General features: G+C 62.6%; 6 protein-coding genes and 1 pseudogene. 2 read left to right on the top strand and 5 right to left on the bottom strand.

The window, feature by feature from the left end:
* Nucleotides 1–23: 23 nt before the first annotated feature.
* Together PZN02_RS07190 and PZN02_RS07185 are read right to left on the bottom strand one after the other, a co-directional pair.
* The gene (locus tag PZN02_RS07190; protein ID WP_280661418.1) at nucleotides 24–293 is read right to left on the bottom strand and encodes a hypothetical protein; all 270 of its coding nucleotides are present in this window, start codon (nucleotides 291–293) and stop codon (nucleotides 24–26) included.
* Nucleotides 294–340: 47 nt separating this feature from the next.
* On the bottom strand, nucleotides 341–1141 hold the full coding sequence (locus tag PZN02_RS07185) for a DUF2092 domain-containing protein (RefSeq protein WP_280660901.1): 801 nt from the start codon (nucleotides 1139–1141) through the stop codon (nucleotides 341–343).
* A 213-nt stretch (nucleotides 1142–1354) separates the two neighbouring features.
* Between PZN02_RS07185 and PZN02_RS07180 the strand changes: the two genes are divergently transcribed.
* Nucleotides 1355–2284 (top strand): AraC family transcriptional regulator, encoded by a 930-nt coding sequence (locus tag PZN02_RS07180; RefSeq protein WP_342394716.1) that lies wholly within the window; start codon nucleotides 1355–1357, stop codon nucleotides 2282–2284.
* A gap of 98 nt (nucleotides 2285–2382) precedes the next feature.
* On the opposite strand, the pseudogene PZN02_RS07175 reads toward PZN02_RS07180, so the two are convergent.
* A pseudogene (locus PZN02_RS07175) lies at nucleotides 2383–2521 on the bottom strand (type II toxin-antitoxin system mRNA interferase toxin, RelE/StbE family); the annotation flags it as partial.
* Between the two features lie 508 nt (nucleotides 2522–3029).
* Between PZN02_RS07175 and PZN02_RS07170 the strand changes: the two are divergent.
* Nucleotides 3030–3371 carry a helix-turn-helix domain-containing protein gene (locus PZN02_RS07170; RefSeq protein ID WP_280661417.1) on the top strand — a complete coding sequence of 114 codons (342 nt, stop codon included), beginning with the start codon at nucleotides 3030–3032 and terminating at the stop codon, nucleotides 3369–3371.
* A gap of 219 nt (nucleotides 3372–3590) precedes the next feature.
* On the opposite strand, the gene PZN02_RS07165 is transcribed toward PZN02_RS07170, so the two are convergent.
* Both PZN02_RS07165 and PZN02_RS07160 read right to left on the bottom strand, forming a co-directional pair.
* The gene (locus PZN02_RS07165; protein ID WP_280660899.1) at nucleotides 3591–13979 is read right to left on the bottom strand and encodes an autotransporter-associated beta strand repeat-containing protein; all 10389 of its coding nucleotides are present in this window, start codon (nucleotides 13977–13979) and stop codon (nucleotides 3591–3593) included.
* 129 nt (nucleotides 13980–14108) lie between these two features.
* Nucleotides 14109–15275, bottom strand: a complete 1167-nt coding sequence (locus PZN02_RS07160) for a hypothetical protein (RefSeq protein WP_280660898.1) — start codon at nucleotides 15273–15275, stop codon at nucleotides 14109–14111.
* Between the last annotated feature and the right edge of the window lie 552 nt (nucleotides 15276–15827).

The raw sequence follows: 15827 nt of genomic DNA, 5'->3' as shown, positions 1-15827 counted from the left end.
GCGTGCGATGCAGCGCATTGGGTTCAGTCGATGTAAACGACGACGTAACGCCCACCGTACGGTTGGTAGTAGACCCCGCCGCAGCGCCACACCACGGCACCGTTGACGCTGGTGCTGACGCAGCCCGCGGGCAGCGTGGCGACATACACCGTCGAGCGGCGGATCACTCGGCGCGTGGTCCGGCGGGCGACCCCGGCGACACTTCCTGGTGTCAACGGGCGCCCCACGACTGCCTGCGCCTCAGATACGAACGATCCGAACGGCGTGGAAACGAGATTGTCCGCCGCAAGCATGGCTATACCGGCGATGGCGACTGAAAGGACTTTCAACTTGCGCCTCTTCATTGCGCCGCCTCCAGTGAAAGCTCGCCGGTGACATCGGCATGGACGTGTTCAACTTTGTTCGCGTCCGCTGGCGGCGCGAATTCAAACTGCGCTGCCTCGATCCCGTCCGAATTCCAGTTGCTCAGCCGCAGCGTGTATTGTGGCGCCCCGGTCATCCATTTGGTCGTGATGACGTATTTAATCGGCAATGGCTTGCTGCCCTTGCTGATCCAGATTTGCCAGTCGACGATATCGGTCCTGAAGGCGAGATGATCGCATTCGACGCCGTTGACGAAGGCCGATCCGACAACGGTTCCCTCCGTGACGCCATCGGTGAGGACGGCGTAGGGGTCGCTTGCGAGCAGGTCCGCCCCCGGAGCATCAAGTTCGGTTGTGGCGCGAAGCTCCTCTGTCGCCTCTTCAACGCTGCGGCCAGGACTTTGCAGTTGTGCGTAAGCGTTTGTGATCTGGTCGTGGAGCGATATCGTGGTGCCGTCGAATATCACTTCCGCCTGGGCAAAGGGGCCTATGCGCTTCATCCGGAAACCCTTCGCGCGATCGAGCGCAATGGAGCCGGATGCGCTGTACTGAATCTTCTGGCCACCCAGAGTGAGGATTTCCTGATCTGCGTCGTAGTCGACACTAAGGGTGGGCATCGATTTGAGATTTTCGCTCATCGCAGCCAGGATCCGATCCGCCTCCGGATCGATCTCGTCTCGCGCCGATACCGGCCACGCCGCCGCGCTGGCTGCGACCGCCACAATCAGTGTGTACGGGCGGCAGGCCGTGCCAAGCCAGCTCATTATGGGTCTGTTCATTTGCTCACCTAGAGGACTCGTTTTTCTTTGACTTCGCGCTCGCCGCCGAAGACGGGGGCAGTTCCGGCCCGCTCCGATCAACTTCCTGCAAAGCCCTTCCCAGTCGGTTGCATACTGCTATAGTGCTCAACTCACGTCTTGCCTTTTCACGCCAACTTTGCTGCTCGGATGTTACATTTTGCACCCTCCATCAGGGTTAGGGCCTTCCTGCCGATGGCGCCCTATCTGGCCAAGCACGATGTTTCGGCCATCGAGTTCTGCGCGCGCCTCGGCATCTCGCCAAACGTGTTCCAGAACGCCGACGGCTGGCTTCCGCGCGCCCAATGCTTTCACATGGCCAACGAGGTGGCAGCCCTTCTGGGAGACCCATTCGCCGGCGCGCATGTCGGGCGCTTGACCGAACTGCGTGATCTCGGCCCATGGGGACAGTCGGTTCTCGCGGCAGAGAACGTGGCTGATGCATGCGTGCTCGCGGCATCCAACGTGGCCTCGATCCATCACGGATCGGATATACGCTTCTTGGTGGAAGGTGATACCGCTCGAATTGTCTTCCGCTTCGCTGATCATTGCGAGTTCGATCCTCGGCACTTCATCTTCGGCAGCCTCGCTGTACTGCGGAAGGTGCCGCTTTTGGCGGGTGAGCCCTCCGCAGTAAAGGTTCGGCTGACCGCTTCGAGGACGCGTGGAAGCGAGGCTCTGGAGGAGTGCTTGGGGCCGAACATCGAAACGGGATGCGACTACGATGTGATCGAGTTCGATCGGGAGTTGCTCGACCTTCCTCTCAAAACCCCCACAAATCGGCCCTCGAAGGTGACAGCGGCACTGGCTTCGGCGATAGAGGCGGCGAAGATGCTCAGCGAAAGGCTGTCCGATGGTCATGAGCTTGGACTAGCAACCGTAGCGAGAAGCCTTGGCATGTCGGCTCGGACCCTGCAGCGGCGCCTGAAGTTTTGCGGCGTCGATTTTGAAGAGTTGCTCGACGAGACGCGCCGCAGTGAAGCCATCCGGTTGATCTGCGAAGGCGTTCACAGCATGACAGACATCGCCTTCAGGGTGGGCTACAGCGATTCTGCGCATTTCACGCGCGCATTTAAACGGTGGACGGGAGTGGCGCCATCGCGCTTCCAGACGGACAAGGCCTGAGACGGGTGACGATGGCGTATGACGTTTCCCCGGCGAGAAGCTCGGGCAAGCGCTCTAAGGCTTGAACAGACGACCCTTGGCGGCCTGCAGTTTCCCTATGGCGTACGCGGGATAACTAACTCCCGTGTTCCGGCAATTCGCCCAGGGCGAACGCTTTCAGGAAAGTCAGGAAGACGACGAGTTGCGCAGGCGATCTCCTCGTCAGCGTGCACCGCTGCCCTTGGGTTCTCTTTCAATACAGCTGAAGACAGCATCACGATCGTCAAGCGCATGTTGCGCCCAAGCCTCATCGCTCGTCCGTTCCTGCTTTGCGCAGAGCTGCTTCCCGACGCTGACGAAAGCGCGCCTCTGCGTCGACAGCATCGCGAGCAAGGCCCCAACCCTGATCAAGGGTGCAGAATGTAACATCCCAGCGACAAAGTTGGCGTGCAAAGGCAAGACATAAGTTGAGCACTATAGCAGTATGCAACCGACTGGGAAGCTTCACGATAAAGTTGATCGGAGCAGGCAGGAACTGTTGGTCGACGCCGTTCAGCGGGGGCCGATCCGGGGCTCGTGCTGCGGTTTTAGGGATGCTCGTGCGCCGACGGAGGGCGTTGCGTACAGCGCTTGATCGGTCGGTATCTGGCCGACGACGCATTGGTCCGAAAATCAGCAAAGACAATAGGAGTAACGCGTGCTCAGTCGTAGCTCTGAAAGAAAAGAACCCAATCCCATCGACATTCACGTGGGTCGCCGAATCCGCATGCGCCGACTCTGGATCAAGATGACCCAGGTGACCCTTGCCAAGGCGCTCGGAATTACGTTTCAGCAGCTGCAGAAGTACGAGAACGGGACCAATAGGGTCGGAGCAAGCCGGCTGCAAGCGATCGCGAAGGTGCTCGGAGTGGCACCCTCGTACTTTTTCGACGGCATGCCCGGTCGTCAGCCCGGCGAGTCCGCCAAGGCGATTCCGCACAATGAGCTGACCGGGTTTCTGTCCAGCGAAGATGGCCTAGCACTGAACAGGGCTTTCGAGCGAATTCGCGACGCGAAAATTAGAAAGCGCTTTGTGAGCCTGGTCGAAACCCTCGCAGCGCAGGCATAGTGCAACCTATCTGACGCGCATTTCCCTCAAGATTGCGCCTCAATATCCCAATGGGCAAAGCATCATCGAGAAAGCCACTCGATGCCCCGTCGCTGGACCCGCTGCCGGTAAAACCCATCCGGCGCCTGCAATGTCGCAGTGGCCCTCCACCTGATATCCAGCTGCATTCGGAACTCTGTTCATGCCTCTGGGGCCTGGGCTGCCTCGAGCCTGGGCGGGCTACCACCGCACCCTGAAACCGACGGTGCCGCTCACGCTGTTGGTGCCCCCGAAGTTTTCCAGGCTGGTATCCGCCAGCGCCTCGCCATAGAGCGAGTATCTGTCATCGGCCCAGTTGACCGACCAGCCCAGGCCGACGCCGCCTCGCCATGGGCCATTTTCGCTCGTGAAGCGGGTTCCTCCCACGTCGACCCGAGAGCCGTCGGCGAAGTCGTAATAGAGGTTGGCGATTCCATAGAGATGCGAGCGACCGGTGCGACCTTCCGTATCCTGCCACTCGGTCTGGCGGTCGACGGCCAGGCCGAGTCGGCCAACAAGGCTCCAGCTCTTGTCGAGCGACACGTCGGCATTGAAGCGATCGGTGAAGTCATCGTACCGCACCGAGGAATAGGTGAGCTGGGCTTGCGGCGTCAGCGCCCAGATCTCATCCAGCGCAATGCGCTGACCGGTTTCGATGCTGAGCGCGTAGCCCGTTCCGTCATTATCGTTGACGAGGCCTTGCCCGGCGGTGGCGGAGTAGAGATCGCTATTGTACCACGTCGCCTGCGCCTGGCTGTCGAGATAGAAGCCGGTATTGCCGTACCAGGTCAGCGTGCCACCAAGACCGTAACCGGTCGTGTCGATACTGCCAATACCATGGGCCGACGTGACGTTGGAGGAGACGCTGCCATAATGGATGGACGCACCTGCGATCAACCGTCCAGATTCGTCCTCGTCGAGCAAACCGTCGATGCCTGCCTGGAGTTTCCATGTGGTCGCATCATAGTCGGTGCCACTGGTTGATATCTTAGGCTCGAAGTCGGCGTGGGCCGCCTCGATCCGCCCCCAGATACCGTCGGAGTCGTCGGTGCCGTCCTCTTGCGCTCGCGCGTCGTCGCGGGCGACCCAAGACCTGTTGCCGACACGCTGCTGCAAGGTACCGAGGCTGTTGAAAGCCTGCAGAGAACCGGCATAAGCCTCATAGAGCGGAACACCCGGTTGATAGAGCGGATCGCTCGGATCGTCTGCCAGGGCAGAGCGTAAGTACCAGTCGCCATCGGCCGGCGTACTCACGCCGCCCTTGAAGAGCCGATAGGCATAGGCGCCAGCGACAACGGCTTGATCGCCTTCATAAATGTAATCGCCATGAAGGGAAAACCTGCCGCTTGACGCGCCGCCGACGTCGACGACCTTGATGCCGTCCACGGTTTGTGCGCCGCCACCGCCGACATTGGCGACGTGCAGATCGGTGCTGCCCGAGCTATCGCCGGTCACAACGAGGCGGTCGGTCACCGAGCCATCTCCGCCGAGCACGGCGTTCAGGAGGATCGTCCCGCCACGACCCTCATAATTACCCGCAACCGTCAACGTCGTTCCCGGCGCACCCGACAGCTTCACCGTCCCGGCATTGGCCAGTGAAGCCACCGTCTGGTCGAAGCCGCCAAGATCGAGCGTGCCATTGCCGCCAACCGAAAAGGCCGAAGACGGGCTGAACGCGCCGGCCAATCCGGCCTGCAGCGTGCCGCCGTTCACCGTGGTGGTTCCATCATAGGAGGAGGCGCCGGCAAGGAGCAGCGTGCCGCCCCCTGCCTTGGTGAAGCCGCCGGGGCCATCGAGCGTGCCGTTGAGGGTGAAGCTCGTCCCAGCATCGATGAGAAAGGTTCCGGTGCTCGCCAGGGTCACGCTGCGGCCACTCTCCAGAGAGGCCGTGTTACGCAACGTGCCGCCATCGAGCGTTATCCCTCCGGGAGCATCGCCCAGGTTCTCGTCAGCGGAGATCTGCAGCGTGCCTTCCTCGATCACCGTTCCGCCGGTGTAGGTATTGACCCCGGAAAGTACCAATGTGCCGAGATCGGCCTTGACCAGCGTGGATGAGCCGGCGAGCTCTGCAGCGATGGTCGCCACCATGTTCGTGCCGTCGAGCGTGCCGTCGCCGACGCGGATGACGGATGAACCGCCGACCAGGGTCAGTGGCTCGCCATCGATCACATAACCGTCGGCGGCGAATTGCATGCCGAGGGCTTCCACCTGGCCGTTGCCGTTGTCGATAGTCACGGTTCCCGGCTGGCCCGCGAACACGGCGAAGGCGCCGTTCGAATAGGGCGCGTTGATCAGGCCCGTGTCGTTGGTCCAGTGGTCGTTGTCGGCGCGCCGCCAGACGCCGTCGCCACCATGAATGCTGCCATCATTGGCGGTGCCGTCTGGCCCGTCCCAGAAATTGAGCGTCACGCCCGTCGCGTTGACCAGATTGACCTGCTTGTCGATCGAGGTCTGCACGAGGAAATCGCCGGACGGCATGGCGCCGAGGCTGAGGCCGTTGTCGGTGAGCGCGCCCTCGTAGCTGATGATGCGGTATATGCCCGGGATAAAACTGCCGCCCGCAGACTGGGTCACGTTCAGCGTGCCGTCGAGTTCAAGGTCACTGCCCACCACGGTTAGGTCGTTGAAGGCTCCGCCGACCACATTCGCCTGGCCGAAATTGTAATTGAGGTTCGAACCGGTGCTGAGTGCCAGACCGCCATTGATGGTGAGCGTTCTGGGAACGATGCCCAGATCGCCAGGATCGAGAATGCCGCCGTCGGCTATCGTCACGCCGCCGCCAATCGTACCGATCCCGCCGAGCGTGGCGCCGCTTGCAACCGTGGTGAGTCCCGTCGCGCCGGACTGGTCGCCATTGATGAGCAGGCTTCCCGATTGCACCGTGCTCGGGCCTGAATAGGTGTTGTTGCCGGTCAGGATGGTGGCGCCGCTACCGATCTGCTCGAGCGAACCGCTGCCCGAGATCAGGCCGGCGAAGGTGTAGGTGCCTGAACGGTTGAAGGCGAGCGTGCCATTGTTGAGCACGTCACCGCGGATCGAACCCGACGCACCGCCGTCCCCGAGTTGCAGCGTGCCACCGGAGATCGTCGTGCCACCGCCATAGCTGTTCGCGCCCGTGAGCGCCAGCGTGCCAGTCCCGGTCTTGGTCAGCGAACCAGTGCCATCGATCACGCCGGAGAGAAGCAGATCCGCGTCGGTCTGGAACGTACCGCCGCCGTCTTCCATGGTAACGCCGCGCGCCGAGGCGAAAGCGGCAGTGTTCTGCAACGTGCCGCCATCGAAGGTGATTGCACCGGCCGCATCGCCAAGGTTCGTGTCGCTCGAGACCGACACCACGCCCGCGTCGATGAAGGTGCCACCCCCGTAGGTATTGAGGCCGGCAAGCGTCAGCGTGGCGCCGCCGGTCTTGGTAAGCGCACCCGTGCCGCCGATCACGCCGGAAAGCATGAGGTCGGCGTCGGTCTGAAACGTGCCGCCCTCGTCCTCCAGCGTGACGGCGCGTGCCGACGCGAAAGAGGCGGTGTTCCGCAGCGTGCCGCCGTCGAAGGCGATTGCACCGGCCGCGTCGCCCAGGTTGCCGTCGCTTGAGACCTGCAGCGTGCCGGTCTCTATCCTCGTGCCGCCCGTGTAGGTGTTGGCGCCTGAAAGCACCAGCGTACCCAGATCGGTCTTGACCAGCGTGGAGGCGCCGGCGAGTTCCGCAGCGATGGTCGCCATCATGTTGGCGCCGTCGATCGTGCCGTCGCCGACGCGGATGGTCGACGAACCGCCGACCAGTGTCAGGGGCTCTCCGTCGATAACATAGCCATCGGCCGCGAACTGCATACCTGAGGCTTCGACCTGGCCATTCGCATTGTCGATGATCACCGTGCCACCCGTACCGGTAAACACAGCGAAGGCGCTGTTGGCGTAGGGCGCGTTGTAGGCGCCTGTGCCGGTCGTCCAGCGTTCATTGTCGGCAAGGCGCCAGACCCCGTTTCCACCCTGGATGGCCCCGTCGTTCACCGGACCGGCAGCGCCATCCCAGAAGGTGAGTTGGTTCCCGCTCGTATCGACCAGATTGACCTGGTTCGCGACGGAGGTCTGCACGTAGAGATCGGAGGACGTGACATCGAGGCCGTTGTCCGTGAGCGTGCCGCCATAGCTGAAGATACGGTAGAGACCCGGGCCGAAATCGCCCCCAGGCGTTTCCGTGATATTAAGCGTGCCGTCGAGCACGAGGTCTCCGCCCACAACGGTCAGGTCGTTGAAGGCGCCGCCGACGACATTCGCCTGGCCGAAGCTGTAGTTGACGAGCGCCCCGTCATCGAGCGTGAGACTGCCAGCGACGGTTAAAGTGCCAGGAAGCGACCCCGGATTGCCGGGGTCGAGGACGGCGCCAGCGACCAGGGCGACATCGCCGCCGACCGTGCCCGTTCCGCCGAGCGTCGCGCCACCTGCAACTGAGGTCGGCCCGGTCGCGCCGGATTGGTCGCCATTGATGTACAACCTGCCCGATTGCACGGTGGTGGGACCGGAATAACTGTTGTCACCCGTCAGAATGGTGGTGCCGCCACCGATCTGCTCAAGCGAGCCGTTGCCCGAGACTAGGCCGGTAAAGCTGTAGGTATCCGAGCGGTTGAAGGCGAGCCTGCCGTTGTTGAGCACGTCGCTTTCGAGCGAACCGGAGGTACCGCCATTGCCGATCTGCAGCGTGCCGTCGGAGATGGTCGTGCCATTGGCATACCCATGGTCGCCGGTGAGCGTCAGCGTGCCGATGTTGTCCTTGGTAAGGATCTCGAAGCCGCCGACGCTTGCCCCGTCGAGGGTCAGGGACTGAGCGTTGTTCACCTCAAGAGTGTCCGTGCCGGCACGAGCTTCAACCCCGCCGCCGCTGATGCTCGCTCCATCATTCAGGGTCAGCGTATCGTCGCCGGTGCCGAGCGCCAGCGTGCCGGCGCCGGTGTTGAGCAGACCCGCCACGGTCACCACATCGCTGCCGCCGCCCAGATCGCCCGACGCCCTGAGAATGCCGCCGGGATTTATATTGATCGTGTTGTTACCGGCATCGCCGGTGATCGCCACCTGGGTGGAACCGGCAGCCTGTACCGTGCCGCCAACGGTCAGGGTGGAACTCCCGGTCATGGCGATGGTGGGTGCCTCGAGACCTCCAGCCACCTCCAGAGTGCCCGCACTGATGGTCGTGGCGCCGATGGCGTTGTTCGCCGAAGTCAGCACGCTGGCGCCCACGCCGATCTGTGCCAGGGTTCCAGGCCCGCTCAGCGTGCCGTCAAAAGTGAAGGTGTCGCTGCGGTTGAGCGACAGGGTTGAGGTCGGCGAATCTACAATCACGTTGCCGACGCCGGCATTACCTGACGTGCCGCCATTGCCGATTACGAGGTTTCCGTCATTGATGACGGTATTGCCGGAATAGCTATTGTTGCCGGTCAGCACCCAGGTGCCGCTGTCGTTCTTGGCGAGCGTCGTGGCGCCTGTGCCATTGTCCCCTATGGCGCCGCCCATGGTGTTGTTACCGGTATTGGTACCGCCGAGCGCAATGGTTCGGGGCGTGTCGGTGCCGGTCAGGGTCACGGGACCCGTATTGCTGAAGACCAGCGGACCCGTGCCGGAAGATTCGATGTAGGTGACGCCGGTGTCCAGGGTGAACTGGCGGTCGGTGGTGTCGCCGGCACCAGTATAGCGCAGGGTCGATTCGTTGCCGATCACCAGATTGGCGGCGGCATTGGAGGACGCGCCGATGCTGCTGGGCAAGCCGCCGTCGGCCATCTGATCGATCTCGAGAATGCCGCCGCTGATGGTGGTGATGCCGGTATAGGTGCTGTTGTCGTTGGTCAGGCGCCAGAGACCAGTACCGGTCTTGGTGAGCGAGGTGGCGCCCGTGCCGTTGTCGGCGAGTTGCGCGGAGAAGATGTTCGTGCCGGTGTTGGTGCCGGTTAGTGTGAGGGTTCGCGCCGCATCGATGCCTGCCAGCGTGACCGAACCGGCATAGGCAAATGCAATGGGACCCGTGCCACTGGAGGACAGCGTGCGGCCACTGGCACCCAATATAAACTGGCGATCGGTGCTGCCGCCGCTGCCGGCATAGTTCAGAGTGCCGCCGTTGAGCACCAGGTTGGCGGGATCGGATGTGGAAGCCCCGATCGAACTGTTGACGCCGCCGTCCTCCAGACAGGCCACTTGCAGCGTACCGGCATTGATCACGGTGCTGCCCGTGTAGCTACTATCGCAGCCCACGAGCGCCTGTGTGGTGTTGCCGTTCTTGATCAGATTGCCGGTGCCGCTGATCGCGCCGGCGTAGCTGCGGTTGTCGACACTATTGATCGTCAGCGTGGCGCTGCCCAGGCTGATGTCGCCTCCGTTGGCGCCGCCGCCGATCAGTGAGGTCACCACCGTATCGAAGCCGTCGAGATCCAGAAGCACCCCGGCCGCGTTGCTCAGCGACATATGACCCTGCGGGCCGAACGCGTTGGTCGTCGCCGCGCGCAGCACGCCGCCAGTCACGCTCGTGTTGCCGGTATAAGTGTTGTTCCCCGATAACACCAGCGTGCCGGCGCCGCCCTTAACGAGCGATCCGCCGCCGATGGCGTCCCCCTCGAATTCCAGGGTGGTTCCGGCGTTGGTCACATTGATACCGCTATTGCTTCCCGAAAGCTGGAAGCCGCGATCGGTGACGGCGTCGCCGCCGGTATAGAAAAGTGTGCCGTCGTTGAGCACGAGATTGGTGGAATCAGCACTGGAGGCGCCAATGCCGCTGGCCTCGCCGCCGTCGGCAAGGCAGTCGGTGCTCAGGTTGGCGCCCTGCAGGGTCGTGGGGCCGGTATAGGTGTTGTTGCAGCCGTTGAAGGTCTGAGTGCCGCCATTGGTGCGCCAGACGCCACCTGTGCCGCTGATAACACCCGAATAGTTGCCGTTGCCGCCGGCGATGCGCAAGGTAGCCGAGCCCAGGGTCACGTTGCCGCCATTGCCGCCGCCGCCGTTAAGGGGGCCAATGGTGTTGTCGAAGCCATCCAGGTCCAGTGTGACGCCGGCCGCGTCGGCCAAGGTCATGGTGGCGGCAACGGTGGGGGCTCCGAAGGCTTGGGTGGAGCCGGCGCGAAGGATCCCTGCGTTGACGGTGTTGCCACCGGTGTAAGTGTTGGTGCCGGAGAGCACCAAGGTACCGTCGCCTTCCTTGGTAAGGGCGCCGCCCGGACCAACGACGTTGCCGGTGAACGTCAAGGTGGTGGTCGGATCAGCCACGTCGATCGTGCCGTCGTTGACACCCAACGTGAAGCCGCGGTCGGTGGTGACGGTGCCGCCTGTGTATTGCAGTCCGCCGCCATCGAGCACCAGATTGGCGGAACCATTGCCAGACTGGCCGATGCTGCTCACCTGGCCCCCATTGGCCAGGGTCGTGGCCCCCAGCATGCCGCCGGTGACGGTGGTGACGCCGGTGTAATCATTGGCGCCGTTGGCGAGCGTCAGCGTGCCCGGCCCGCTCTTGCTGAAGTTGGCGTCGTCGGGGCTGGTGACCAGACCGGAGAAGGTCAGGTTGGCGTTTGGATCGGTCACTTCGATCCCAGCGCCGGTGATGGCGCCGGACTTGACGATGGTAAAGCCGCGGTCGCTGGTGTCGCCGGCGCCGGTGTATCGCAGGATCCCGCCTTCGAGCACCAGGCTGGACGAATCGGCGGAGGACGCGCCGATGCCGCTGGCCACGCCGCCATTCCGGATGCTGCCGACGGACAGCGTGCCCTGCACGACCTGCGTCGCCCCAGTGTAGCTGTTGCTGTCGTTGCCCAGGGTAACCAACCCGGTGCCGGCCTTGACGAACCCAGTGCCGGCGCCATTGTCGACAATCTGAGAATTGATGGTGAAATTGCCTGTGCTGTTCTGCCGGACACCCAGGTCACCGCCGGCGGCGCCGGTGATCATTCCGCCGGTGATCAACTGGTTGGTGTTCAACACCGAGGGGGAAACGATGATCGCGCCGTCCACGCCCAGGGTCTCGCCGGGGTCCACAGTCACCGTAGTGGACACCGGCTGGGTGTAGCGCAGGCCAGCCAGTTGCACGCTGCCGTTCACTCTGCCGGAAAAGCCGTCGACATCGTTGATGTATTCGTTGTCGAGCCAGGTGCCGGCATCGTCCTTGTCGGTGTAGTCGCTGTCCTCGAACGCGAGGATATTGCCGCCTTCGACCTTGGCGTAATCGGTGCCGTTGACCGTGGCCCAGCCGCCCAGTGCGGTGTTGGTCGTGGTGATAGTGCCGCTGTCCGGCAGGTTGAAGTTGACGAGACCACCGGTGCGGGTGATGGCGCCCAGATTGACGGTCAGGCTGCCGCCGCTTCCCGAGCTGGCGTCGATGGTGTTGTTGCCGGCGGTGATGTTCACACCGTCGAAGGTCTGGACATTGGTCTCGCCGGCCGCGCCGATCACATTCAGGGTGCCACCGCCCATGCTCAGGGTAGAGCCGCTACCGATGACGCCGCTGGTTGGTCCGCCTGCACCGCTGAAATCGAGGTTCAGAGTGCCGCCGCCGATGACGGTGTCGCCGGTATAGGTGCTGGCGCCCGTCAGGGTCTGGCTGCTGCCGCCCAGCTTGTTCAGGCCGCCTGTGCCGGTGATGCTGCCGGCGAAGGCCGCGCTGGTGCCCGTCGGCGCCTCCAGCGTCAGCGTGGCGCTGCCCAGGTCCAGCGTGCCGCCCGTGCCAGTCAGAGTGGTCAGCGTCCGGTCGAAGTTGTTCAAGTCCAGCGTGCCGCCATTGACCAAGAATCGGGTCGAGCTGCCGAACGCGTCGACCGAGCCGGCGCGCAACGTACCGCTGTCAACTACGGTCTGGCCGGTGTAGGTATTGGCGCCCGCGACTATCCAGGTGGCATCGCCGCCGCTCCTCAGGTTGCCGCTGCCAGAGATGACACCGGAAACGACGTTGTTGGCGCCGGTAAAGCTGCCGCCGAGCGTGGCGGTACCGGCGATCGCCGTGCTACCGCTAAGGGTGAGGGCGCCCGTACCGTCATTGCTGAGCGTGCCGTTGTTGATTGACCAGTTGCGATTGCTGCTCGCGGAGGCGCCCGTATAGCTCAGAGTGCCATTGCCGCTGATGCTTATCCCGCTGCCTGTGCCCAGCGAACTGGCTACGCCCGTGTCAGCGATGGTGCCGGCCACCACCGTTCCCGCACCGCCGATGGCCGGGCCACCGGAAAACGTGTTGGCGTTCCCCAGTCTGACAGTCCGTCCCGAATCCGCGATAAATGAGATCGGACGGGCGTTGTTGCTGCTGATCACGCCGAGCAGTTCCATGTCGGCGCTCTGTGCGTAGAACTCGGGATCGTTTCCCGAACCGCCCCCAAGGGCGATGTTGCCGGTCAGCGTCAGCGTGCCGGTGCCGCCGTTGCGGAGCTGAGGCCGGACGCTAGGCCCCGAACCCGGATTGATGGTCCAATTGCGGTCGGAGGAGTCGCCATCGCCGGTATATATGAGTGTTAGGTTGGTCTGGCTTGAATTCGTGAAAAGTATGGTGCCGTCGGCTGCCGTAATGGGCGCCCCCAGGGAGCTCACCTCGCCCAGGTTGCCGATCGAGGTGAACCTGGACGTGCCGCTGCCTGTGAACGCAGTCCGGCCGGTATAGTCATTGGCGTCGTTGGTCATGGCGACCGAGCCACTGGCGGTGAGGGCGCCTTCGCCGGTGAAATAGGCGCTGCCGACGCCAGCGCCGCTGATGGTGTGGCCGCCTGCCCCAACCAGGTTTACCGTCCGGTTGCTATCGAGCGCGCCGTTGGCGCTCAGGCCGCGCCCCGGCTGCATGTTGATGACATTGCCGATATCGCCAAGGGCAGCGTCGCCGATTGCGCCGATACCGAGATTGCCAGTATTGAGGTTGATGTCGCCGATGAAGCTGTTGGCGGCGTTCAGCGCCAGCGTCCCGCCATTAATGTCGATCCCGCCGTTGAAGGTGTTGCTGCCGTTCAGCGTCAGGGTTCCGCCGCCGGCCTTGATCAGTCCGCTGGTGCTGTTGATCACCGAGGAAATGGTGGAGGTGCCGGTGGTGACCGAAAGGGTCGGATCGACACCGTCTAGAGTCAGGATGCCGCCCGTGATGGTGTAGCCGTTGGTCTGGAACGTGATGTCGTGCACGGTGATTGGCACGCCAAGGGTTACGGTGCCGGCCGTGCTGCCGAAGAAGGCGTCGTGGAGCGCCCCGTTGTCCCAGGCACTGTAGGGGCCGCTCACACCGTCGTCGCTGGCGCTCCAGACTGGAGCGGTCAGATTCCAGGTGCCGGTGCCACCGCGATTGAGGGATGTGTTGTTGACGTCCCAATACAGGTCCGCTGCCGGAACGGGGCTTGCGGCAAGCCCGGTCAGCAGCGCCAAGGGCAGAAACTTGCCCGCCATCTTGCGGGCGACGCTTGAGAAAAGCCCGACGAGGTGGGGGGCGTAGCTGGCCACTTCCCCTTTCCATTTCGTCATGCGACCGCCGCGTATCGTGCGCAAGCGTTCGATCACGTCATGGCTTAGTCTATTTGATGGCTCCCAAATTTTCGGGCGGTCATAAGTTTGCGTATCCGAGTCCTGCCGCATGCCACCTCGCATCGTGTCTTGCGCGATGGTCATCGGGAAAAGATTCACAGAATCCGGTAGCCTGCACCGCCCATCAGCACGATTCTTCTTTTGAGGAAGCTTTTTCGCAAAGGAAGGTAATTTACTGTACTGAACATGGAGAAGAGCACCTCGTCAGAGGCGTCAATTGGAGAATTCCAAGCCTGCCTTCCTCAGCGAACGGAGGAATCTTTCGGCGTCTTCCAAACGGCCAAACCGCAACAACGCCTCTTGACGAACGTTCGTTACCAAGCCTGGCGCATGCTGCATGAGCCAGGCACGCTCTCCTGCCGCGTCTGCCGCATAGCCTCCTTCGGCAAAGATCGCCGCGGCAATCACATGATAGAGCGCATTGCCGGAAGTGTTGGCGTTTTTGATCCACATGACCGCCTGTCGGATGTCGCCGCTGAAATAGGCGCAGACGGCTAATCCCACCTCATAATAGGCCAGAGGTCCCGGATTGCGTTTACGCGCCTCTGCGACCAACAGGCACCCTTCCCTCCAATTTCCGGAAAGTGCTAGCCGATAGCCGTACTCGCCCAGAAACACGGTGTCGTTTGGATTGATGCTCATGCCGCGGCGCCCCACTCTCATGGCCGCATCGATCTCCCCCTTGAAATAGAGAGCGATCATCTGTGCCTGGAGAGCCCGGACGTTGGTCGGCTCCAATTCCACCGCACGAGCGGCTGCAGCAACAGCGCGATCGATCAACGGGGTCGAGCTCGTGGAATCGAATGGATAACGGAATCGAACTTCGTCAATGTAGATCAGTGATAGAAGTGCCCAAGCGGTTGAGTACGCTGGAAAGCGCTCTACAGCTTTCTCGAGACATGAACGAACGGACGGACGCGCTTCTGGATCGAAGCCGGCCCTATACGAGTAATAGGAAAGCGTGCAGAAATATGCGGCGCGGTCGTTGGGAGCGCCGGGAACAATGCGCTTGGCGTCTGCCTCGAATATCGCACCATATGCCTGTGCCAGGCTTGTCGCTACATCAGCGGCAATGTCGGCTTGAACCTTCAGAAGATCGGGAACTCGTGTCGTACCATCGTAGCTGTGCGCCCAGAGCACCGATCCGTCCGCGCGATTGAGCATGCGAACCCGAAATCGGAAGGACTCGTCCGACATATCGACGCTTCCTGCGACCACGTAGCGTACGTCCGGTCCCACCTGGCCGAGTGGTTGAACCACGACAATGTCCTTAAACTTGACGAGCTGACTTACGATCTCCTGCGTAAACCCACGGGCCAAAGCCGCAGTTTCGTCCGACCCATCCATGTCGTCGAACCACTCGACCAGCAAATGCGGCAATTCGGGCTTCCTCGGAGAAAGCCGGAATGAATATGACCAAAAGCCCAGCACTGAGACAGCGGCCAACAGCATGGCGACCGCGGCTATGAGCCAAGGCTTGCTCAGCGGGCGCGGCCGCGGGGGCTCGAATGCGTCCGCGTAGACAGGTTCTTCCGCGGCGGGACGTCGGGTGCCGCGCAGTGAGAACGTGGCAGCGTATCCGCCCTTTGGAATGCTGATGAGAATGGGGTCGGCTAGCCCGGCGGTCAGATAATACCGCTCAAGCGCCCTGCGGAGTTGACCGGCTGCGACGCGCACAATCGGGTCTGCCTGAGGGTCGAAAGACGTGTCACGGTCGAACACCTCTACGGCTATCGAATAGGCCTTGATGAGATTGCTGCGCCCCGCCAAGGTTTCACCCACGACATAACTGAGGAACCGACGCTCGCGATCAGTCGCTTGAAAGTCCGCGCTGGTCAGAATGCGCGCGAGTTGAGCCCTGCAATCCTCGATGGAGAAATCGGTCTGTTGATGGACGTTCACTTCCGCTCAGATCGCCCCCTCATTTCCCTC

Origin of the sequence: Sinorhizobium garamanticum, assembly GCF_029892065.1 — a bacterium.
Classification (GTDB): Bacteria; Pseudomonadota; Alphaproteobacteria; order Rhizobiales; family Rhizobiaceae; genus Sinorhizobium; species Sinorhizobium garamanticum.
Note: the sequence above shows the minus strand (reverse complement) of the source record. Positions and strands in the feature narration are given on the sequence as shown.